The sequence below is a fragment of the Streptomyces sp. NPDC018026 genome (assembly GCF_044327745.1).
Classification (GTDB): domain Bacteria; phylum Actinomycetota; class Actinomycetes; order Streptomycetales; family Streptomycetaceae; genus Streptomyces; species Streptomyces rubrogriseus.
The window spans coordinates 73,959-93,807 of sequence record NZ_JBIRFY010000003.1 but is presented as its reverse complement, the minus strand read 5'-3'; the positions used below and the strand labels follow the sequence as shown (position 1 = coordinate 93,807).

The window sequence follows — 19,849 nt, the reverse complement described above, 5'->3', positions numbered from 1 at the left end:
GTCAGGTTCTGTCCCGTTCCAGCACCGCCATGGCCGCGTTGTGCCCCGGCACTCCGCTCACCCCTCCCCCGCGCACGGCGCCCGCGCCGCACAGCAGGACGCCTGCCCGGCCGGTCTCCACGCCCCAGTGGCCGGTGCCCTCCTGGGCGTGGGGCCAGGACAGCTCGCGGTGGAAGATGTTCCCGCCGGGCAGGCGCAGGTCGCGTTCCAGGTCGAGGGGCGACCTGGCCTCGATGCAGGGCCGTCCGTCGGCGTCGGTCGCCAGGCAGTCGGCGAGGGGTTCGGCCAGGTGGGCGTCGAGCTGGGCGAGGGTCGACCTGAGCAGTTCCTCGCGTACGGCGTCGTTGTCCCGGGCGAAGAGGCGGGCGGGTGCGTGCAGGCCGAACAGGGTGAGGGTGTGCATGCCCTTCGCGGCCGGGCCTGGGCCGAGGATCGTGGGGTCGGTCAGCGAGTGGCAGTAGATCTCCGAGGGCGGGGCGGCGGGCAGTTCACCGGCGGCCGCCCCGGCGTATGCGGCGGCCAGTTGCTCGTAGCCCTCGGCGATGTGGAAGGTCCCGGCGAAGGCCTCGCGCGGGTCGGTGTCCGGGTCGCGCAGCCGCGGCAGCCTGGTCAGCAGCATGTTCACCTTGAGCTGGGCGCCCTCGGCCGGTGCGGGCGGGGCGTCCCCCGTGAGCGCCGCCAGTTCGCGCGGGGAGGCGTTCACCAGGACGTGGCGGGCGGCGGCGACGCCCTCGCCGTCGGCCGAGCGGAAGGTGACCTCGGCGGTGTGCCCGTCCGCGTCGATCCGGACCGCCTCGTGGCCGGTGGCGAGCACGGCACCCGCGGCCCGAGCGGCACCGGCCAGCGCGTCGGTGAGGGCGCCCATGCCGCCGACGGGTACGTCCCAGGCGCCGGTGCCGCCGCCGATCACGTGGTAGAGGAAGCAGCGGTTCTGGGCCAGGGAGGGGTCGTGGGCGTCGGCGAAGGTGCCGATCAGCGCGTCGGTGAGGGCCACGCCCCGCACCAGGTCGTCGGCGAAGTGTTCCTCGATCGCGACGCCGACCGGCTCCTCGAACAGGGCCCGCCAGGCCGCCTCGTCGTCGACCCGGCGGCGCAGTTCCGCCCGGGTGGGCAGCGGTTCGGTGAGGGTCGGGAAGACCCGCTGGGCCACATGGCCGGTCATGGCGTAGAAGCGCTGCCAGGCGGTGTACTCCCGCTGCGAGCCGGTGAGCCGGGCGAACGACTCGCGGGTGCGGCGCTCGCCCCCGCCGACCAGGAGCCCGGTGGGCCGCCCGGCACGCTCGACGGGCGTGTACGAGGAGACGGTGCGCGCCCGCACCCGGAAGTCCAGGCCGAGGTCCCGCACGATCTTCTTGGGCAGCAGGCTGACCAGGTACGAGTAGCGGGACAGCCGTGCGTCGACCCCGGCGAACGGCCGGGTGGACACGGCCGCTCCGCCGGTGCGGTCCAGCCGTTCGAGGACCAGCACGGAGCGGCCGGCCCGGGCCAGGTAGGCGGCGGCGACCAGGCCGTTGTGGCCGCCGCCGACGATGACGGCGTCGTAGGTGCGCAAGGTGCTGGGCGGGGGCGTCATGGCTCTTGGTAACACGGCCCGATCGGGGGCGGCCAGCCCGCCGCCGCGCACCGTCCCCGGTCAGCGGGCGGCCACCGAGCGCAGTGCCGCGACCCTGCGGTACAGCTCCGCGGCCTCGGCGGCGCGGCCGAGCTGTTCCAGGCAGTGGGCCTCGTCGTCGCGGGCGACGAGGGTGTCGGGCCGGTCGGGGCCCAGGACGCGTTCGCGGGCGGCGGCGACCAGACGGTACTCGGTGAGGGCGGCGGCCCAGCGGCCCAGCCAGCCCAGGGCGACGGCGACCTCGCGGTGGCTGACCAGGGTGTCGGGGTGGTCGGGGCCCAGCACCCGTCCGCGGACCGCGCACACCGCGCGGGCCTCGTCCAGCGCCTCCCGCCAGCGGCCCAGCCTGCCGAGGTTGACGCCCCGGCCGTGCCGGGCGCGCAGCGTCTCGGGGTGATCGGCGCCCTGGGCGCGGGCGCGGTCGGCGATCAGTTCCTCGTACGCGGTCAGCGCTTCGGCGCAGCGGCCGAGGCGGCCGAGGGCGACGCCGGTCTCGTAGCGGGCGGCGAAGGTGTCGGGGTGGTCGGGGCCGAGGGCTCTCGCGCGGGCGGCGGCGACCTCACGGTAGGTCGCCAGAGCCTCCTGCCAGCGGTCGAGCCGCCCGAGTTCGTAGGCCACCTCGTAGCGGGTGACGAGGGTGTCGGGGTGGCCGGGGCCGAGCACCCGGGCCCGGGCCGCGGCCACCTCGCGGGCCATCCGGTGGGCGTCCTCGGTGCGGCCGAGCCGGCCCAGGTTGAAGGCCAGGTTGTGCCGGCAGCGCAGGGTGTCGGGATGGTCGGCGCCCATGGTGCGCTCACGGGCGGTCAGCACCGACGTGTACACCTGGTGGGCGTCGCTGTGGCGGCCGAGGCGGCCCAGGGTGTAGGCCATCTCCTGGCGGACGGCGAGGGTGTCGGCGTGATCGGCGCCCAGCGTCCTGATCCGGGCCTGGGCGACTCCCTTGTAGGCGCGCAGCGCGTCGGCGGCCCGGCCGGTGCGCCCGAGCGTGAAGGCGGCCTCGTAGCGGCTGGCGAGCGTGTCGGGGTGGTCGGGGCCGAGCAGGCGTTCGCGTTCGGCGGCGACCGCGCGGTGCGCCCGGCCCGCCTCCTCCCAGTGGCCGAGGCGGCCCAGGCTCAGCGCCGCGTTGTGGCGCTCGGTCAGCCCGGCGGCGGCCTCGGACCCCGGCTCGGGCCACTCGTCCGGGGCGGGCTCGACGGTCCGTCGGCCGTCGGTCCCGCCGCCGGTGGGGCGCGGGATCCACTCGCCGGACAGGCCCGCCCCGGGGTCCGGGGGTGTGGCGCGCAGGCCGGTGCCGGTCGCCTTGTGACCGGTGGTCATGCCGTGGGTCCAGGACGGCAGCCCGGCGCGGCCGGCGACCGGCCACGGCGTCGGCGGCGTCCGCGGCCGGGCTGTCGCGAGGGCCGGCACCCGCACCGGTGCGGTGCGCCCGGCGGTGATCCGGCGGCCCAGCTCGCCGGCGTCGTCCGGGCGCTGCTCGGGCCGCTTGGCCAGCAGGTCCAGGATGATCCGGTCCAGGTACCGGGGCAGTTCGGCGCGGTGGGTGCGGGGCGGTTCGGGCTCGGTGTCGCGGTGGCCGACGAGGATCGCCCAGGCGTCGTCCAGGTCGAACGGCGGGGCGCCGGTGGCGATCTCGTAGAGCACGCAGCCCAGGGAGTACAGGTCGCTGCGCCGGTCGACCTCGTCCCCGCCGATCTGTTCCGGCGACATGTAGTGCGGGGTGCCCATGGCGATGCCGGTGCCGGTCAGCCGGGCGGTGAAGCCCGCGTCGTGCCCCAGCCGGGCGATGCCGAAGTCGCAGATCTTCACGGTGCCGTCGGCGGTCCGCACGATGTTCGCGGGCTTGAGGTCGCGGTGCACGATGCCCTGCTCGTGGGTGTAGTCGAGCGCGGAGGCGACCTGCTCGGCGATGTCGACGACGTCCGCGACGGGCAGCGGATGGCCCTTGTTGTCCTCCAGGAGCCGGCTCAGGTCATGTCCCTCCAGCAGCTCCATGACCAGGAAGAGCACGCCGTCCCACTCGCCGAAGTCGTGGACGACGGTCACCCCGCGGTGCTGGAGCGCGGCGGCCACCCGGGCCTCGCGCCGGAATCTCTCCCGCAGGACGCGGGTGAAGGAGTGGTCGTGCTGCGTGCCCAGTGGTTTGAGGCACTTGACGGCTATGCGTCGGCCCAGTGACTCGTCCCGCGCCCGCCACACCTCGCCCATGCCGCCGCGCCCGATCCTCTCGAGCAGCCGGTACCGGCCGTGGATCAGCGTGCTGTCCCCCATGACTTCGCCCGCCCCCGTGGTTCAGTCCGCCGCGCCCTCCCCTGGCCGGTCCAGTATGGCCGCTTGTCGTCCGATTTTGTATGGCGCCGGGCGCACGCCCGGGCCGAGCCGTGCCATGGCGCGCAGGATGTGTTTGTGCGGCAGCTGCCAGCGCAGACGTGCGGGGACGTGCCGCAGCAGGGTGCCCGTGGCGCGCAGCCGGCGGGTGACGGCGGCGGGCGGGGGTGCGGCTCTGCCGTAGAGCTCGTGCGCGTACGGCGGTAGGGAGTCGTACGCAAGACGGGCGACCCGTCGCCACAGCAGCTCGCGGGCCGGGACCAGGAGCGGGTGCGTGGGCGGGCGCAGCAGGAAGTCGTCCACCTCGTGCGCGTCGGCTCCCGCGGCCAGTTCGGGCCGTACCCGCGCGAAGTAGGCGGCCAGCTCGGCCCGGTTCGCGGGTACGGCGGCGGGGTCGAGGCCGACGAGACGGGCGCTGTGCCGGTGTTCGGCGAGGTAGCGGTCGGCGTGGGCGTCGGTGAGCGGGAATCCGGAGCGGCGCAGGACGTGCAGGTAGGAGCCGATCTCGGCGCAGTGCACCCACAGCAGCAGGGCGGGTTCGTCGACGCCGTAGCGCTCGCCCGTGTCGGGGTCGGTGGCGCCGAGCATGCGGTGGATCTTCCTGACCCGGGCCCCGGCCCGCTCGGCGGCCTCGGTGGTGCCGTACGTCGTGGTGCCGACGAAGCCCGCGGTGCGCATCAGCCGGCCCCACGCGTCGCGCCGGAAGTCGCTGTTCTGCATCACGCCGCGCACCGCGCGCGGATGCAGGGCCTGGAGGTAGAGGGCGCGGATGCCGGCCACCCACATCATCGGGTCGCCGTGCGCCTGCCAGGTCACGGAGTCCGGACCGAACAGGCCCGGGTCGCCGTCGGTCCGGGTCGCCGCCATACGGGCAGGCTAGCGCGGCGCCGGACCCGTTCCCAGGGCCTCAGCGCAGGGTGGCCAGGAACTCTCCGCAGGCGCGGGCGCAGTCGCGGCAGGCCTGGGCGCTCTCCTCGGCGCCCTGGTGTCCGTCGAACACGTGCGCGCTCTCCAGGCACACCTGGCGGCACCACTCCAGCTGGGCGCGGATGGCGGCCTCGTCCACCTGGTTCTGCTCGGACAGCACCCGGCAGGTCGCGTCGCACACCTCCGCGCACATGATGCCCCTGCGCCGCACGAGTTCCTGGTTCTCGGTCCCGTCCGGGTCCACGAGGCTCGCCCGCAGGGCGCAGGCCCGGGCGCACTCGGTGCACGCCTGTGCGCACGCGAAGCGGTCCTCGAGGAAGCGGAACAGTTCCTGCTGGGAAGTCGTCGTCGATGTCACACCGAGCGGGTTGCCGCCGGCCGCGGCGCCAAACGGCCGGACTCGGTGTTTCCAAGGGTTCCGGGCCGTCTCCGGTCGGACGGGGCGGCTCCTCGCCCGGGAGGGCGGCGCGGTCGCGGTGAGCGGGTTCGTCACGCGGGCCTCGGGTACCCGCGCTCCATGACCAACGCATGGATGGACCTGGCCGCGGGCGGCTCCGGCGCGCTCGCCGTCTGGCTGGTCGTCGCGGCCGTCGTGGTGGTGGCCGTGCTGATCGGCGCGTTCGCCTTCGGCAGCCGGCAAAAGCGCCGGGAGCCGCCGCCGCCCCGTCCCGAGGAGCAGCCCCGTATGCCCGACGGCGGTCCCGTCCACGAGGAGCGGGAGCGCCGGGAGCCCGACGAGATGCCGCGGCGCGACGAGCGCACGCTGCCGCACGAGATGGGGCACCAGGGCAGCCATACCGCCGCCGACCAGAAGCGGCCCCGATGGGACGAGGGCAGCAGCGGCTCCTTCGGCAGCGGTGGCCCGGGCGGACGCTGATCCGGCAAGCCGAAGGGTGACCGTACGTGGTCGCTGCGTAGTTTCCGGCACGGGCGGTGGGGAACCCATGCGCCGTGCTGTTGCAGAGGAGAAGGGCCCGCGCCGGTGCGCGGGCCCGCCACGCGGCCGAACACACCGTCAACTGGGCCGACGGCCGGCTCCCCGTCTCCGAGGGCGGGGGGCTGCTGCGCAAGGCCTTTCCCGAGCACTGGTCGTTCCTGCTGGGCGAGATCGCCCTGTACAGCTTCGTCGTGCTGCTGCTGACCGGGGTCTGGCTGACGCTGTTCTTCAAGCCCTCGATGACGGAGGTCGTCTACGACGGCTCGTACGAGCCCCTGCTGGGGGTGAGCATGTCGGAGGCGTACCGCTCGACGGTGGACATCAGTTTCGACGTGCGCGGCGGGCTGCTGATCCGGCAGGTGCACCACTGGGCGGCGCTGGTGTTCCTTTCGGCCATCGGAGTGCACCTGCTGCGGATTTTCTTCACCGGGGCGTTCCGCCGACCGCGTGAGGTCAACTGGCTGATCGGCGTCACGCTGTTCGTGCTGGCGCTCGCCGAGGGCTTCGCGGGCTACTCGCTCCCGGACGACCTGCTGTCCGGGACGGGGCTGCGCATCGCGCAGGGGATCATGCTGTCCGTCCCGGTGGTGGGGACGTACGTCAGCATGTTCGTGTTCGGCGGCGAGTATCCCGGCGAGGACATCGTCCCGCGGCTGTACTCGGTGCACATCCTGCTGCTGCCGGCGCTGCTGGTCGCGCTGGTCACGCTCCATCTGATCCTGGTGTTCTACCTGAAGCACACCCAGTGGGCGGGCCGCGGCCGCACCAACCGCAACGCGGTGGGCAAGCCGCTGTTCCCGCAGTTCATGACGAACTCCACGGGCCTGTTCTTCATGGTCTTCGGTGTGCTGACGGTGCTCGCGGCGGTGGCCGAGATCAACCCGATCTGGACGTACGGCCCCTACCGTCCGGACATCGTCTCCACGGGCTCGCAGCCGGACTGGTACGTCGGGTTCCTGGAGGGATCGCTGCGGCTGATGCCGCCGTTCGAGACGGCGGTGGCGGGCCACACCGTCATGTGGAACGTGCTGGTGCCTGCGCTCGTGCTGCCGGGCATCCTGTTCGCGGCGCTGTACGCCTACCCGTTCTTCGAGCGCTGGGTGACGGGCGACCACGAGGAGCACCACCTGTGCGACCGGCCCCGGGACAAGCCGGTGCGCACCGGACTGGGCGTCGCCGCGATCGTCTTCTACGCGGTGCTGCTGCTGGCGGGCGGCAACGACATCCTCGCCCACACGTTCCACGTCTCGCTGAACCTGCTCACGTGGATCTTCCGGATCGCTCTGGTGCTGGCGCCGCCGCTGGCCTTCGTCGTGACCAAGCGCGTCTGCCTGGCGCTGCAGGAGCACGACCGCGAGCGTCTGACCGAGGGCGAGGAGACGGGCGAGGTGCACCAGACCCTGGCGGGCGGCTACGCCGAGAGTCACGGCCCCCTCGACGCCGAGGAGCGTCACGTGCTGCGGGCCCGCAGGCAGCCCGAGCCGCTCGCGCCGTCCGCCACGGAGGGCGACGCCCCGCACGTGGGCCGGCTGCGGGCGACGCTCAGCGAGTGGTACTACGGCGACCGGGTCGACGTCGAGGAAGCGGAGCCGGAGCCGGAACGGGAGTCGGTGGCGGAGGCGGTGGCGTCGGCGGAGGCGGTGGAACGGGACGCCTACTCGGGCGAGCCGGAGCGCTGAACGCCCCGGTCGGCGTACTGGAAGACCAGGCCGCCGACCCCCATGGCGAGCAGCCCGAAGCCGATCAGCGCCAGCCACAGGCCGAAGACGATGCCGAACGCGAGCACCGTGGCGGCCAGCGCGATCGTGACCGGCCAGGCGCTGCGCGGCGGGAAGAAGTCGAGCGGACCCGCGGTGTCCACGACCTCGCCCTCGCCGCGGTCCTGCGCCCGCAGCCCGCGCTTGCGGTACTGCACGCGCAGGAAGAACGCGACGAGCGAGGCCATCAGGAAGGCGAGGACGAGGGCGGCGGTGCCGGCGGGCTCGCGCGACCACCAGCCGTAGAGGGCCGCCTCGGCGCCGAAGAAGACCGCCACACCGGTGAACAGACGGGATTCGGTCCTCACTGCACATGCCTCTGATCGTGTCGGGTGACGTCTGGGTGGTGGAGGTCGAACGCCGGGGACTCGGAGCGGATCCGGGGCAGGGACGTGAAGTTGTGACGCGGCGGCGGACTGCTGGTGGCCCATTCCAGGGAACGGCCGTAGCCCCAGGGGTCGTCCTGCTCGACCTTCTTCCCGTAGTGGTGGGTGTGCCACACGTTGTAGAGGAACGGCAGTGTGGACAGCCCGAGGAGGAAGGCACCGATGGAGCTGATGGTGTTCAGCGTGGTGAAGCCGTCCGCGGCCAGGTAGTCGGCGTAGCGGCGCGGCATGCCCTGCTCGCCGAGCCAGTGCTGGACGAGGAAGGTGGTCTGGAAGCCGACGAAGAGCGTCCAGAAGTGGATCCTTCCGATGCGCTCGTCGAGCAGTTTGCCGGTGAGTTTCGGCCACCAGAAGTAGAACCCGGCGAACATCGCGAAGACGACCGTGCCGAACACCACGTAGTGCAGGTGCGCGACGATGAAGTACGAGTCCGTCAGATGGAAGTCCAGCGGCGGGGAGGCGAGCAGGACGCCGCTCAGCCCGCCGAGCAGGAACGTCACCAGGAAGCCGCACGACCACAGCATGGGTGTCTCGAAGGACAGCGAGCCGCGCGTCATCGTGCCGATCCAGTTGAAGAACTTCACCCCGGTCGGCACGGCGATGAGGAACGACATGACGGAGAAGAAGGGGAGCAGCACGGCGCCCGTGGCGAACATGTGGTGGGCCCACACCACCGCGGAGAGAAAGGTGATGGCGATGGTGGCGCCGACCAGGCTGACGTAGCCGAAGACCGGTTTGCGGCTGAACACCGGAATGATCTCGGTGACGATGCCGAAGAACGGCAGCGCGATGATGTACACCTCGGGATGGCCGAAGAACCAGAACAGGTGCTGCCACAGCAGTGCCCCGCCGTTGGCCGCGTCGAAGACGTGCGCGCCGAACTTCCGGTCGGCCTCGAGCATCAGCAGCGCGGAGGTGAGCACGGGGAAGGCGGGCAGCACCAGGATCGAGGTGAACAGCACGTTCCAGGTGAAGATCGGCATCCGGAACATGGTCATGCCCGGGGCGCGCAGGCACAGGATGGTGGTGATGAAGTTGACGGCGCTGAGCGTGGTGGACACGCCGCTCAGCACCAGACCCATGATCCAGAGGTCCCCGCCCGGCCCGGGGCTGAAGGTCGCGCTGTTCAGCGGCGCGTAGGCGAACCAGCCGAACGACGCCGCCCCGCCGGGGGTCAGGAAGCCCGCCGCCACCATCAGGCCACCGAAGAGGTACATCCAGTACGAGAGCGCGTTGAGCCGGGGGAACGCCAGGTCCGGGGCGCCGATCTGCAAGGGCATGACGGCGTTGGTGAACCCGGCGAACAGCGGGGTCGCGAACAGCAGCAGCATGATCGCGCCGTGCATGGTGAAGAGCTGGTTGTACTGCTCGTTGCTGAACAACTGCAGTCCCGGCCGGGCGAGTTCACTGCGCATCAGCATGGCGAGGACGCCGCCGAAGAGGAAGAAGCCGAACGACGTCGAGAGGTAGAGCCCGCCGATCACCTTGTGATCGGTCGTCGTGACCCACCGCACCAGCGCCCGGCCCAGCGTGCGGTTCGTCCGCTGCCGAGCCGGTGTCCGGCGCGGCGATTTCGTCCTTCTGTCCACCGCCATGCGGCGGAGAGTACCCAGGCGCCGCGGGCTCAGGCCCACGACCACGCCGAGGCCTGCGCGGGGCGTCCGGCGGATGGGCCACCTGGCGCACGCGGGCGCGGACCGGACGGTGCCGGGTCCGCGCCCGCACACGCGCGCGCGTGGCGATCGGGTTGGGAGTCGACCGGGTTACGAGGCGTCGAGCACGGTGCCGGTCAGCACCGGGCCCTGCGGTTCGCCCTCGTCGTCGGTGTTCCGCAAGCCGACGTACTCGGTGGGCTCCGCGACCTCGTCGCCGATGGTGGGCACGGTCACCTCGGTCTCCGTCTCACCGGGCGGGACGGAGACCCAGAGCGCGAAGTAGTCCAGCCGGGAGAGCGGGACCTCCCCCTCCGGGACCTCGCCCACCGTCTCCAGGAGCCAGTCGTGGTCGACGTCCTTGGTGGACAGCTCGGGACGGGTGTCGTCGGGGACCGGTACCAGCACGGTGCCCAGGTCCACGTCGGCGGGTTCCGAGAGCGAGACCCGCCAGCGCAGCGGCTGCCCCTCGGTGACCCTGTCGGCGACGGGCGTGACGTCGATCTTCGGCATCGGGTCGTCCTCCGCCACGGTCACACCGCCGGCGTAGGAGCCGACGACCGAGCCGTGTACCGCCTTGACCAGCAGGTCGTGGTTCGAGTCGCCGCCGTAGCGCTTGTTGCCCGGCACCTTGACGGGCACGTCGACGAAGGGGCGGCCGGAGCGTACGGTGACCAGGCGCTCCTCGACCGCCGTGCCGAACCCTTCCATGACGTACATCCGGACCGTGCCGGTGCCCTTGCCCGAGACCCGCACCGGGACGTGGTAGGTGCGCACGCCGGAGTCGCCCTCCTCGACCGTCGTCCGGCCCACGTCGACGCGGGCCAGCGGGGCCGGCCGCACCTGGGGTGTACCCGGGTGCCAGGCGTAGGCGTCCATCAGCCAGGCCTGTCCGGCCCGGGAACGGGGCGTCAGTTCCAGCGCGGTGACGCGGCGCAGGTCGACTCCGGCGCGGGTGGCGGCGGTGAGCGGTACGCGCAGTTCCTGCGCCCAGTAGGACGCGGTGCGTTCGCTGCCCGGGAGGCCGTCGGCGCGGACGGCGCCGAGGGTGACACGCCGGCCGGCGGCGTCGGTGACGGCCACGTCGAGCCGGGTGCCGGTGCTGCCCGGCGGCACGATGACGCGCAGGGCGAGGCTCCGTGCGCCGTTCAGGGAGACGGGTGCGCCGGGACGGATCCGGGCCGCGGTGCCGGGCTCGGACCAGTCCAGGGCGATCGCGCCGCGGCCGGTCTCGCGTTCCGGCTGCCAGTACGCGAAGTGCGGTGAGGAGCCGTGTGCGTCCTCGCCGAGGCAGGCGACGCCCGGGTCGGGGTCGACCGCGGAGCACAGGCGTCCGCCGCCGGTCACCTTCACTCCGCCGTCCGGCAGGAGTCCGGCGCCGCGGCCGGCGCCGACCGCGTGGGTCAGCACCCGGGCCGGGTCGGCCGAGGGGGCGCGGCGGCCGGTGCCGTCGACCAGTTCGCGCACCCGGTCGTCACCGGCGACGAACAGCCGGGCGGCGGCGGCGATGTAGGTCGCGCCGGCCCGGTGCTGCTGCTTGGCGGTGAGCCGGGTGGGACGGCCTGCGGAGCAGACCGGGTCGGGGTCCTCGGGGTCCTCCCAGAAGTCGTCGGAGGCGGGTGCCTGGGCCTGGCCGGGCGTCCACTCGGTGTTGAAGTAGTTGTGGTTGGCGCCCGTGATGTGGACCGCGCTGTGCAGGGCGCGGCCCCGGCTCACGCCTCGGGTGCCGTCGACGTACAGCTGCCCCTGGAGGTCGGAGACGTCGCCGTCGCAGCCCGGCAGGATCGTCAGTGACGGCACGTCGGGCACCGGGTTCTGGCCGAAGGCGGTGGGACCGATGAGCACGGTGCCGCGGATGTTCCAGCGGGCCCGCCCCGGGTGGCCGTCCCGGTCGGCGGGCGGCGGGTACAGGCTGTCCATGGCCGCCCGGTCGACGCCTTCGCCGCCGCGGGAGTGGCCGACCAGCAGGACGCGGGAGAGGTCGGCCTTCGGGCCCCGGCGTACGGCGGCCGGGGCGGTGGAGCTCTTGGCGGCCCAGTCGGCCCAGCGGGCCAGGTGCGAGCGCACCAGTGACGAGCGGGCCTGGGCGCCGCCGTCCTCCAGGCCGCCGTCCTGGCCGTTGATGCCGTTGGCGGAGACCGAGACGGTCACATAGCCCTGAGAGGCCAGCAGTTCCTGGTCCTGGAGGTAGCCGCGGTGGCTGGGGATGGGCCGGGCGCCGTCGGCGCAGGGCCAGTCGATCGTGACGGCCTCCTCGTCCTGGCCGGGGACGTAGCAGGTGGCGTGGCGGCCGTGCAGGAAGAGGGCCAGGGGGCGTTTGCCGGTCGCTCCTTTCGGTGCGACGACCACGCCGCGCATCTCGACCGGGGCGGGCAGGCCGGGCAGTCGTACCGGGTCGAGCGTGTACTCGCCGGTGGCGGTGGCGAACCGGCCGGGCCGGCCCGGGTCGACGGCGCCGGCGGGGAGTTGGGGCGGGAGTTTCGCCGGGGGCGCCTGGGAGGGGCGGGGCTGTCGGGCGGCGGCTCCCGGGTCCTGGTCCAGCCGGCGGCCCGCGGCGCGGACCTGGAGGTCGGTCAGCCCCTGCGGTGCGCCCGGCCGGACCTCGTCCAGCGGTAAGCGGAAGGTCCTGCCGTCGCGGTCCGGTTCCGGTACGCCGAGCAGGCGGCCGGCGGTGTGGAACTCCACCCGTGCGTCGCCGGGCGGGACGGCCCGCGGGGAGCGCCACTCCAGGGCTCTCGCCGCACCGGTGCCGGTGATCCGCCAGCCGGGCGGCAGGTCGGCGGTGCCGTTCGGTACCGCCCGTACGGATGCGGGGCCGCCGGGCGGCTGCGGCGCGGCCTGGGCCGCGGCGGGCGCGACGCCCGCCAGGGTCAGGGCCGCTGTCGCGGCGGCCCACAGCGTTCGGGCACGTATCAAGAATCCGCTCCTCAACACCTGGGTGGTATCTCGGTCCGGGGCAACGCCCTTACGGGCGCCCCTGGTTGGAGGAGGGAAAGGAGATCCTTGGGGTTGCCTGTGAGCCGTCAGCCGTCAGCCGTCAGCCGTCAGCCGCCGGTGCCGCCGCTGGCGCCGGTCCCTCCGACGCTTTCGCCGGTGCCGGGGGGCGCCGCGGTCTCGGCGGTCCCGGGAGTCCTGCGCTCGGTGGCGAAGCGGCAGTCGTCGCTGGAGCGGCCGGCCAGCCGGCCGCCGGGCTGCTCCACGGTCACCTGCGCCCTGCCCAGCGCGGGGTCCTGCCGCAGCCGGGCGACGGCGACCGTGCAGGCCAGCTGGTCGACGGCCGTGTCGCTGAGGATCCCGGCGCTCCGTGGCAGCTGGACGGTGACCCCCGTGCCGTCGGTGCGGATGGTGGGGGCCTCGGCCGCGGGAGGCAGCTCGGTCGTCAGCCCCCTCCCGCGCTCCTCGGCGTCCGGTCCCTTGAACAGCATCAGCACGGTGCCGCCGAGGTCGGTCGAGCCCGCCGCCGTGCGGACCACCGCGACGAGGGATCCGTCCTCGACGAAGTAGAGCGGGACCTTGACGAGGGGCACCGCCTCGGGCACCGACTCCGACGGCTCGGACGTGACGCCCGGGTCGAGGACGCCGGTGGCGGGCTCGCCCGCCTCGACCACTCCGGTCTCGGGTATGCCGCACGCGGAGAGCGGGAGCAGCGCGGCGATCAGCAGCGGGAAGGCGCGCGCGGACGCTTTCATGTGCGGTCCTCCTTCGCCGGGTGCGGTGTCCGGTCGTCCGGGTCGTCCGGGTCGTCCGGGTCGTCCGGGCGCAGCGGCAGGACGACCGTGAAGACGGCGCCGCCCTCCGGGTGGTTGGCCGCCCGGACGGTGCCGCCGTGCAGGCGTACGTTCTCCGTGGCGATGGACAGCCCGAGGCCGCTGCCCTCGCTCCGGGCGCGGGCGTCGGCCGACTTGTAGAAGCGGTCGAAGACGTGGGGCAGGACGCCCTCGGGAATGCCGTCCCCGCCGTCGCGGACGGTGACGACCGCCTGTCTTCCGGCCCGGGGGTCGTCCTGGGCACGCAGGTCCAGACGGACCGGGGGCGCGCCGTGTCTGAGGGCGTTGGCGACGAGGTTCGCCACGACGACGTCGAGGCGGCGCGGGTCGACGCGGCCGCGCAGCTCTCCCGGCTCCGGCAGGCCGGTCTCCACGGTGTCCTGCCAGCCGCGGGCGGCGAGCGTGCGGCGCAGGGACTCGGCGAGATCGATCTCGTCCAGGTGCAGGGCGGCCGCGCCCGCGTCGAAGCGGGAGATCTCCATCAGGTCGTCCACGAGCGCGGCCAGCTTCGTGGTCTCCGCGCTGATCAGGCGTACGGCCGTCGCCGTGTCCTCGTCCAGCCCGGCCGCGTCCTCGTCCAGCACGTCGGTGACCGCCGACATGGCCGCCAGCGGGGTGCGCAGTTCGTGGGAGACGTCCGCGGCGAAGCGACGGGCACCGGCCTCCATGCGCCGCAGTTCGGCCACCGAGCCCTCCAGTGCCGCCGCGGTCTCGTTGAAGGTGCGGGAGAGGTCGGCGAGTTCGTCGGAGCCCTGCACCGCGAGCCGGGTGTCCAGGTGGCCCTCGGCGATGCTCCTAGTCGCCCGGCGCAGCGCCCGCACCGGCCGCAGGACACCGCGGGCGGCCAGGAGGGCGATCAGGACGGCCAGCACCAGGGCGGGCACGGTGGCGCGTTCGATCGCGGTGACCAGCGCGTCGACGTAGCCCTGCTCCTCCTGCTGCGGCACGGTGAGGTAGACCTCGAGACCGGAGGCCCGCCGCTCGGTGCCGTACTGGCCGGTGAAGGTGACGGGCATGCCGACGACGAGCGCGGAGTGGCCGTCGTGCGAGACCCGCTGGAACACGGTGGCCCGGCGGGAGCGCACGGACTCGCGCATCGCCGGGGACAGTTCGCCGAACGAGTCCCCGGGGACGGACGTGGCGCTCTTCCCCCGGTAGGCGACCAGGACCCGCCACTGCTGGGACCGTCCGCCCCTGGACACGTCGTTGGCGAACGAGTTCAGGCCGGTCGCGTCGGGCGGGAACCGGTAGTTGGGGACCAGGGTGTTGACGCGGTGCCGGAACTCCTCGATCACCGTGTCCTGGCTCTGCTGCAGGATCCCGGTCCGTGCCTCGCGGAAGGTCAGTGCGCCGGTGGTCACCGTGGCCACGACGGCGACGAGGGTGAAGGTCACCACCAGCCGCAGGCGCAGCCCCATCAGTGCGCGCAGCACCCGGGGAGCTCTCACCGGGGTCCGAACCGGTAGCCGAAGCCGCGCACGGTGTGCACGTAGCGAGGGCTGCCCGGGGACTCACCGATCTTGGACCGCAGTCGCTTGACGCAGGCGTCCACCAGCCGCGCGTCCCCGTGGTAGTTGTGCTCCCACACGGCCTCCAGGAGCTGCTGGCGGCTGAACACCTGCCCCGCCGAGGCGGACAGGGTGAGCAGCAGCCGCAGTTCGGAGGGGCCGAGGGCGACCGGCAGGCCCCGGTGGGTGACGGTCAGCCCGGCCCGGTCGATGACCAGGTCGCCGTGGTGTTCGGTGCGCGGTGTGCCCTGGTCGTCCGCCGTGCCGCCCACGCGGCGCAGCACGGCGCGTATGCGGGCGTCCAGGATGCGGGCGCGGACCGGTTTGACGACGTAGTCGTCGGCTCCGGACTCCAGTCCGACGACTATGTCGGTGTCGTCGCCGCGGGCGGTGGCCATGATGATCGGCACCTGGTCGTGGGCGCGTATGCGGCGGCACACCTCCAGGCCGGACATGCCCGGCAGCATCAGGTCGAGGACCACGGCGTCGGGCCGGAAGGACCGGAGCTGCTCCAGTCCGTCCTCCCCGGTCGCGGCGGCGGCGACCTCGTGCCCCTGTCGGCGCAGGGCCAGTCGCACGCCGTCCCGGACGGCGCGGTCGTCTTCGATGATCAGGACCCGTGGCATGGACCTCAGTATGCGTGTGCGCGGGTGGCGGACCACGGTTGGGTGACGGCTGTTACACAGCGGTCCAAAAGCGGTCCACGGACGATCACACGCCTTGGGCAGGCTTTGTGATCATGAATGAGCGCCGCCGACCGACTCCCTCACCGTCCTCCGCCGCGGGCCGCCGACGCCGCGGCGGCCGCTCCCGCCGCCGACGGGGTGCCCGGCCCCGCCTGCTGTGGCCGGGGCTCGCGGCCGGGACCGTCCTGGTGCTCGCCGGCGGGCTGGCCCTCAGGGGAGCCTTGGAACCCTCCGGCGGCCCCACCGACACGGCCGGCGCGTCCTCCGTGACCGAGGAACCCGGGTCGCACGGGGCCGACGGGACGGGGGACGCACCGAAGGAGGAGCCGGCCTCCTCGCCGACGACGGAGAAGGCGAAGGAAGAGGGGAGGGGAAAGGGGAAGGGGAATGCGAAGGGAGAGGGGAAGGACGGGAACGGGCAGGACGAGAAGCCGGACCCCGGCTCGATTCCGTCGTCCGGACCCGGGACGTTCGCCACCGCGGACGGAAGCGGTGACCGGGTCGGCGGGAGCGCGCGGACGCTGACGTACGTGGTGCAGGTCGAGGACGGCATCGGCATCTCGGCATCGGACGTCGCATCCGAGGTCGAGCGCGTCCTGGCCGACGAGCGGGGCTGGACGGCCGACGGGAAGGTGGGGTTCCGACGGGTGTCCGGCGGCGCGTCCGACTTCCGGGTACGGCTCGCCACGGCGTCGACGGTGGACGACATATGCGGCCAGTACGGCCTGGACACCGGCGGTGAGGTCAACTGCAACGTGGGCCAGGACGTCATGGTCAACCTCAAGCGGTGGCTCCTGGCCACGCAGTACTACGCGGACGACGTGACGTCGTACCGGGCGCTGATCATCAACCACGAGGTCGGGCACTTCCTCGGCCACGGCCATGAGGGGTGCCCCGGGGCGGGGCGTCCGGCGCCGGTGATGATGCAGCAGATCAAGGGGCTGCACGGCTGCCGGACCAATGTCTGGCCCTACGACGCCGACGGCCGGCCCGTCACGGGACCCGCTCTCGGCTGAGTGCGGCTCAATTCATGTCTGTGAACAGAAATCATATACCAGACCATTGACGCGTCCACGGCAAGTCTCTAGTGTCCGACGGGAAGACCCGGGAAAGCGCTTTCTCCAGTCGATCCTCCCACCGACTCCTGGTCGGACCCAACCCCCCTGGAGACACGATGCAAGTGAGACCCGTCATCGCGAGCGTCGCCCTGCTGGGCGGCACGCTCGTCGCTCTGTCCGGCACGTCCGCGCAGGCCGCTTCCGCCCGCTACGAGGCCGAAACCGCGTCGGCGGTCTGCACCGGCACCATCGACGCCGACTGGTCCGGCTACTCCGGCAGCGGTTTCTGCAACGGCACCAACGCGGTCGGCGCCTTCGCCGAGTTCACGGTGAGCGCGCCCGCCGCGGGCACCGCGACGCTGGACGTGCGCTTCGCGAACGGCACCGACGGTGCACGGCCCGCGGACATCATGGTGAACGGTTCGAGCGTCGCCTCGGCCTCGTTCGAGACCACCGGCGCCTGGGACACGTGGGTGACGAAGACCGTCACGGTGCCGGTACGGGCGGGGAGCAACACCGTCAGGCTCAGCCCCACCTCGTCCGCCGGACTGCCGAACGTCGACTACGTCGACGCCGAGGTGACCGGCGACGACACCACGCCGCCGCCGTCCGGCTCCGCGCTGTACGTGTCGCCGGGCGGCAGCGACGGCGCGGCCGGGACGGAGTCCGACCCGACCACCCTCACCTCGGCGATCGACCGGGTCTCCCCCGGCGGGACGATCTACCTGCGCGGCGGCACCTACCGGTACGCGCAGACGGTCACCGTCCCGCAGGGCAACGACGGCACCTCGGGCGACCGCACCGAGCTGACCGCCTACCCGGGCGAGACACCGGTGCTCAACTTCTCGGCCCAGTCGGAGAGTTCCTCGAACCGGGGGCTCGCGGTCAACGGGTCGTACTGGCACGTCAAGGGGATCGTCGTCGAACACGCCGGGGACAACGGCATCTTCGTCGGCGGCAGCGACAACGTGCTCGAGCGCACGGTGACGCGGTTCAACCGCGACACCGGGTTGCAGCTCTCACGGACGACCTCGGACACCCCCCGCGACCAGTGGCCGTCCGACAACCTGATCCTGAGCGCGGAGTCGCACGACAACGCCGACTCCGACGGCGAGGACGCCGACGGCTTCGCCGCCAAGCTCACCGTCGGCCCCGGCAACGTCTTCCGCGACGCCGTGTCCCACAACAACATCGACGACGGCTGGGACCTCTACACCAAGTCCGAGACGGGCGCGATCGGCGCGGTCACCATCGAGGACTCCCTGGCCTACGGGAACGGCACCCTCTCCGACGGCACGCAGAACTCCAGCGGGGACCGCAACGGCTACAAGCTCGGCGGCGAGGACATCGAGGTCGACCACGTGGTGCGCCGCAGCATCGCGTACCAGAACGGCAAGCACGGGTTCACCTACAACTCGAACCCGGGCACGATGACGATCTCGGACAACGTGAGCATCGACAACGCCGAGCGCAACTTCTCCTTCGACAAGGGCACTTCGGTGTTCCGGAACAACACCTCGTGCCGCGCCGACGACGGGTCGAACGACAAGACCGTGGGCGACGCCGACGGGTCGAACCAGTTCTGGACCGGCTCGAACGGCTCCCGGTGCGCCGGGTACGCGGGCGCCCTCGACTGGTCCTTCGACTCGGACGGCACGCTCGTGGTCACCTTCGGCGGCAACCGGGTCACCCCCTAGGGCCGGTCCGAGCCGTCACGCCGCGTGGCCCTCCGGAGGCACGCCGTTGGCCCTGGCCGCGTCGGCGAGGGCCTGCGCGGCGGCCTCCGCGGCCTGCGCCGTGTCGCTGGCCGCCTGGGCGGCCCCGTCGTCCGACGGGCTCTCCCGGGTGGCCGGCGACTGCGGCAGTGCTTCGGTGAAGGCGCGGGAGACTCCCTGGAGCGCGGAGGTGACCTCGCTGGGGATGACCCAGAAGGTGCTGCCGGAGCCCTGCGCCAGCTGGGGCAGCACCTGGAGGTACTGGTAGGCCAGCAGCTTGGGGTCGGGGTCGTTGCGGTGCACGGCCTGGAACACCTCGTCGATGGCCCGGGACTGCCCCTCCGCCTTGAGGATCTCGGCGGTGCGGTTGCCCTCGGCGCGCAGGACGGCGGCCTGCTTGTCGCCCTCGGCGGTGAGGATCTGCGACTGGCGCTGGCCCTCCGCGCCGAGGATCGCGGCCCGCTTGTCCCGCTCGGCCCGCATCTGCTTCTGCATGGCGTCCTTGATGGACTGCGGCGGGTCGATCGCCTTGATCTCCACCCGGTTCACCCGCAGCCCCCACTTGCCGGTGGCCTCGTCGAGCACTCCGCGCAGCTGGCTGTTGATGGTGTCGCGCGAGGTGAGGGTCTTCTCCAGGTCCATGGAGCCCACGACATTGCGCAGGGTGGTGACGGTGAGCTGCTCGACCGCCTGGAGGAAGCTCGCGATCTCGTAGAAGGCCGCGCGGGGGTCCGTGACCTGGAAGTACAGCACGGTGTCGATCTCGACGACCAGGTTGTCCTCGGTGATGACCGGTTGCGGTTTGAAGGAGACCACCTGTTCCCGCAGGTCGATCACCGGATAGACCCGGTCGATGTACGGGATGACCACGCTGAGCCCGGGTTTCAGCGTGCGGTGGTAGCGGCCGAGCCGTTCGACGTTGCGGGCACGGGCCTGCGGCACGATGCGCACCGCCCGCACCACGGTGAATACGGCGAGAAGCGCGACGATCACACCGGCGATGAGGAACGCCGAGGCTTCCATGGTCACTCCCGGGGATAGACGAATGCGGTGGTGCCGCTGATCTCCAGGACGTCGACGGTCGCACCCCGGGGAATCACCAGCGTCTCGTCGTAGGAACGGGCCGTCCATTCCTCACCGCCGATACGGACCCTGCCGTCCCTTCCGGTCACGTCGGAGACGACGTAGGCGGCCTGGCCGACCAGGGCGTCCACCCCGAACCGCTGCGTCTGGGGCTGGACGAGATGGCGCAGCGCGACGGGGCGCAGGAAGAAGAGGGTGACCGCGGAGACGACCGTGAAGACGAGGAACTGAAAAGGCGTGGAAAGCCCGGCCGCCGCGGATCCGGCGGTGATCAGCGCGGCCACTCCCAGCATTCCGAGCGCGGCGGTCAGGGTGAAGATCTCCGCCAGGATCAGGACCGCCGAAACGATCAGCCAGATCAGCCACGGATCCATCACGACCCCTTTCCGCTTTGGAATTATTTTACCGGCTTTCCGGAAAAGCGGACCCTTTCGTC

Annotated in this window: 16 protein-coding genes; 4 read left to right on the top strand and 12 right to left on the bottom strand. The window is 72.7% G+C overall.

All coding sequences use genetic code 11. The features are described from left to right. Nucleotide 1: 1 nt before the first annotated feature. Genes ACH4D3_RS10515 through ACH4D3_RS10500 form a run of 4 tightly spaced genes read right to left on the bottom strand, consistent with a single transcriptional unit; the run spans nucleotide 2 to nucleotide 5,222 of the window. Entirely contained in the window at nucleotides 2-1,573 is a 1,572-nt protein-coding gene (locus ACH4D3_RS10515; RefSeq protein WP_398319221.1) for a phytoene desaturase family protein, read from the bottom strand. Between the two features lie 60 nt (nucleotides 1,574-1,633). Next, nucleotides 1,634-3,880, bottom strand: a complete 2,247-nt coding sequence (locus ACH4D3_RS10510; protein WP_398319218.1) for a tetratricopeptide repeat protein — start codon at nucleotides 3,878-3,880, stop codon at nucleotides 1,634-1,636. 21 nt (nucleotides 3,881-3,901) lie between these two features. Then, nucleotides 3,902-4,804, bottom strand: a complete 903-nt coding sequence (locus tag ACH4D3_RS10505) for an oxygenase MpaB family protein (RefSeq protein WP_398319215.1) — start codon at nucleotides 4,802-4,804, stop codon at nucleotides 3,902-3,904. A 40-nt stretch (nucleotides 4,805-4,844) separates the two neighbouring features. Further along, the gene (locus ACH4D3_RS10500; protein WP_398319212.1) at nucleotides 4,845-5,222 is read right to left on the bottom strand and encodes a four-helix bundle copper-binding protein; all 378 of its coding nucleotides are present in this window, start codon (nucleotides 5,220-5,222) and stop codon (nucleotides 4,845-4,847) included. A gap of 159 nt (nucleotides 5,223-5,381) precedes the next feature. On the opposite strand from ACH4D3_RS10500, the gene ACH4D3_RS10495 reads away from it, so the two are divergent. Next, entirely contained in the window at nucleotides 5,382-5,741 is a 360-nt protein-coding gene (locus tag ACH4D3_RS10495) for a DUF6479 family protein (protein WP_398319209.1), read from the top strand. Nucleotides 5,742-5,815: 74 nt separating this feature from the next. Continuing rightward, entirely contained in the window at nucleotides 5,816-7,480 is a 1,665-nt protein-coding gene (locus tag ACH4D3_RS10490) for a cytochrome bc complex cytochrome b subunit (RefSeq protein ID WP_398319206.1), read from the top strand. On the opposite strand, the gene ACH4D3_RS10485 is transcribed toward ACH4D3_RS10490, so the two are convergent. The 6 genes from ACH4D3_RS10485 to ACH4D3_RS10460 form a co-directional block, all read right to left on the bottom strand. Next, complete coding sequence (locus ACH4D3_RS10485) at nucleotides 7,456-7,866, bottom strand: cytochrome c oxidase subunit 4 (protein WP_398319203.1); 411 nt, start codon at nucleotides 7,864-7,866, stop codon at nucleotides 7,456-7,458. The two genes, ACH4D3_RS10490 and ACH4D3_RS10485, sit on opposite strands and share 25 nt — an antisense overlap. Then, on the bottom strand, nucleotides 7,863-9,584 hold the full coding sequence (gene ctaD / locus ACH4D3_RS10480; RefSeq protein ID WP_398319200.1) for a cytochrome c oxidase subunit I: 1,722 nt from the start codon (nucleotides 9,582-9,584) through the stop codon (nucleotides 7,863-7,865). The genes ACH4D3_RS10485 and ctaD overlap by 4 nt, the downstream gene beginning before the upstream one ends. Before the next feature lie 123 nt (nucleotides 9,585-9,707). Continuing rightward, the gene (locus tag ACH4D3_RS10475; protein WP_398319197.1) at nucleotides 9,708-12,512 is read right to left on the bottom strand and encodes a hypothetical protein; all 2,805 of its coding nucleotides are present in this window, start codon (nucleotides 12,510-12,512) and stop codon (nucleotides 9,708-9,710) included. Between the two features lie 128 nt (nucleotides 12,513-12,640). After that, complete coding sequence (locus tag ACH4D3_RS10470) at nucleotides 12,641-13,285, bottom strand: hypothetical protein (RefSeq protein WP_398319194.1); 645 nt, start codon at nucleotides 13,283-13,285, stop codon at nucleotides 12,641-12,643. Then, nucleotides 13,282-14,781 carry an ATP-binding protein gene (locus tag ACH4D3_RS10465; RefSeq protein ID WP_398321067.1) on the bottom strand — a complete coding sequence of 500 codons (1,500 nt, stop codon included), beginning with the start codon at nucleotides 14,779-14,781 and terminating at the stop codon, nucleotides 13,282-13,284. Before ACH4D3_RS10465 ends, ACH4D3_RS10470 begins: the two co-directional genes overlap by 4 nt. 26 nt (nucleotides 14,782-14,807) lie before the next feature. Further along, complete coding sequence (locus ACH4D3_RS10460; RefSeq protein WP_398319191.1) at nucleotides 14,808-15,497, bottom strand: response regulator; 690 nt, start codon at nucleotides 15,495-15,497, stop codon at nucleotides 14,808-14,810. 113 nt (nucleotides 15,498-15,610) lie between these two features. Here ACH4D3_RS10460 and ACH4D3_RS10455 point away from each other — a divergent pair, with 113 nt between their 5' ends. Together ACH4D3_RS10455 and ACH4D3_RS10450 are read left to right on the top strand one after the other, a co-directional pair. After that, a complete protein-coding gene (locus ACH4D3_RS10455; protein ID WP_398319188.1) occupies nucleotides 15,611-16,573 on the top strand; it encodes a DUF3152 domain-containing protein in 963 nt (320 codons plus the stop codon). 158 nt (nucleotides 16,574-16,731) lie between these two features. Next, nucleotides 16,732-18,312, top strand: coding sequence for a carbohydrate-binding protein (locus ACH4D3_RS10450; RefSeq protein WP_398319185.1), 1,581 nt, complete (start codon nucleotides 16,732-16,734; stop codon nucleotides 18,310-18,312). A gap of 15 nt (nucleotides 18,313-18,327) precedes the next feature. Here ACH4D3_RS10450 and ACH4D3_RS10445 read toward each other — a convergent pair whose 3' ends face one another. After that, nucleotides 18,328-19,353, bottom strand: coding sequence for an SPFH domain-containing protein (locus ACH4D3_RS10445; protein WP_398319182.1), 1,026 nt, complete (start codon nucleotides 19,351-19,353; stop codon nucleotides 18,328-18,330). A 2-nt stretch (nucleotides 19,354-19,355) separates the two neighbouring features. Beyond that, nucleotides 19,356-19,787: an NfeD family protein gene (locus ACH4D3_RS10440; protein ID WP_398319179.1), complete on the bottom strand. Its 432-nt coding sequence runs from the start codon at nucleotides 19,785-19,787 to the stop codon at nucleotides 19,356-19,358. Nucleotides 19,788-19,849: the final 62 nt, after the last annotated feature.

What these genes read in the sequence shown, in the direction of transcription:
- ACH4D3_RS10515 (WP_398319221.1), bottom strand. Translation starts at nt 1,573, where the DNA reads ATGACGCCCCCGCCCAGCACCTTGCGCACCTACGACGCCGTCATCGTC.
- ACH4D3_RS10510 (WP_398319218.1), bottom strand. Translation starts at nt 3,880, where the DNA reads ATGGGGGACAGCACGCTGATCCACGGCCGGTACCGGCTGCTCGAGAGG.
- ACH4D3_RS10505 (WP_398319215.1), bottom strand. Translation starts at nt 4,804, where the DNA reads ATGGCGGCGACCCGGACCGACGGCGACCCGGGCCTGTTCGGTCCGGAC.
- ACH4D3_RS10495 (WP_398319209.1), top strand. Translation starts at nt 5,382, where the DNA reads ATGACCAACGCATGGATGGACCTGGCCGCGGGCGGCTCCGGCGCGCTC.
- ACH4D3_RS10470 (WP_398319194.1), bottom strand. Translation starts at nt 13,285, where the DNA reads ATGAAAGCGTCCGCGCGCGCCTTCCCGCTGCTGATCGCCGCGCTGCTC.
- ACH4D3_RS10465 (WP_398321067.1), bottom strand. Translation starts at nt 14,781, where the DNA reads ATGGGGCTGCGCCTGCGGCTGGTGGTGACCTTCACCCTCGTCGCCGTC.
- ACH4D3_RS10460 (WP_398319191.1), bottom strand. Translation starts at nt 15,497, where the DNA reads ATGCCACGGGTCCTGATCATCGAAGACGACCGCGCCGTCCGGGACGGC.
- ACH4D3_RS10455 (WP_398319188.1), top strand. Translation starts at nt 15,611, where the DNA reads ATGAATGAGCGCCGCCGACCGACTCCCTCACCGTCCTCCGCCGCGGGC.
- ACH4D3_RS10450 (WP_398319185.1), top strand. Translation starts at nt 16,732, where the DNA reads ATGCAAGTGAGACCCGTCATCGCGAGCGTCGCCCTGCTGGGCGGCACG.
- ACH4D3_RS10445 (WP_398319182.1), bottom strand. Translation starts at nt 19,353, where the DNA reads ATGGAAGCCTCGGCGTTCCTCATCGCCGGTGTGATCGTCGCGCTTCTC.
- ACH4D3_RS10440 (WP_398319179.1), bottom strand. Translation starts at nt 19,787, where the DNA reads ATGGATCCGTGGCTGATCTGGCTGATCGTTTCGGCGGTCCTGATCCTG.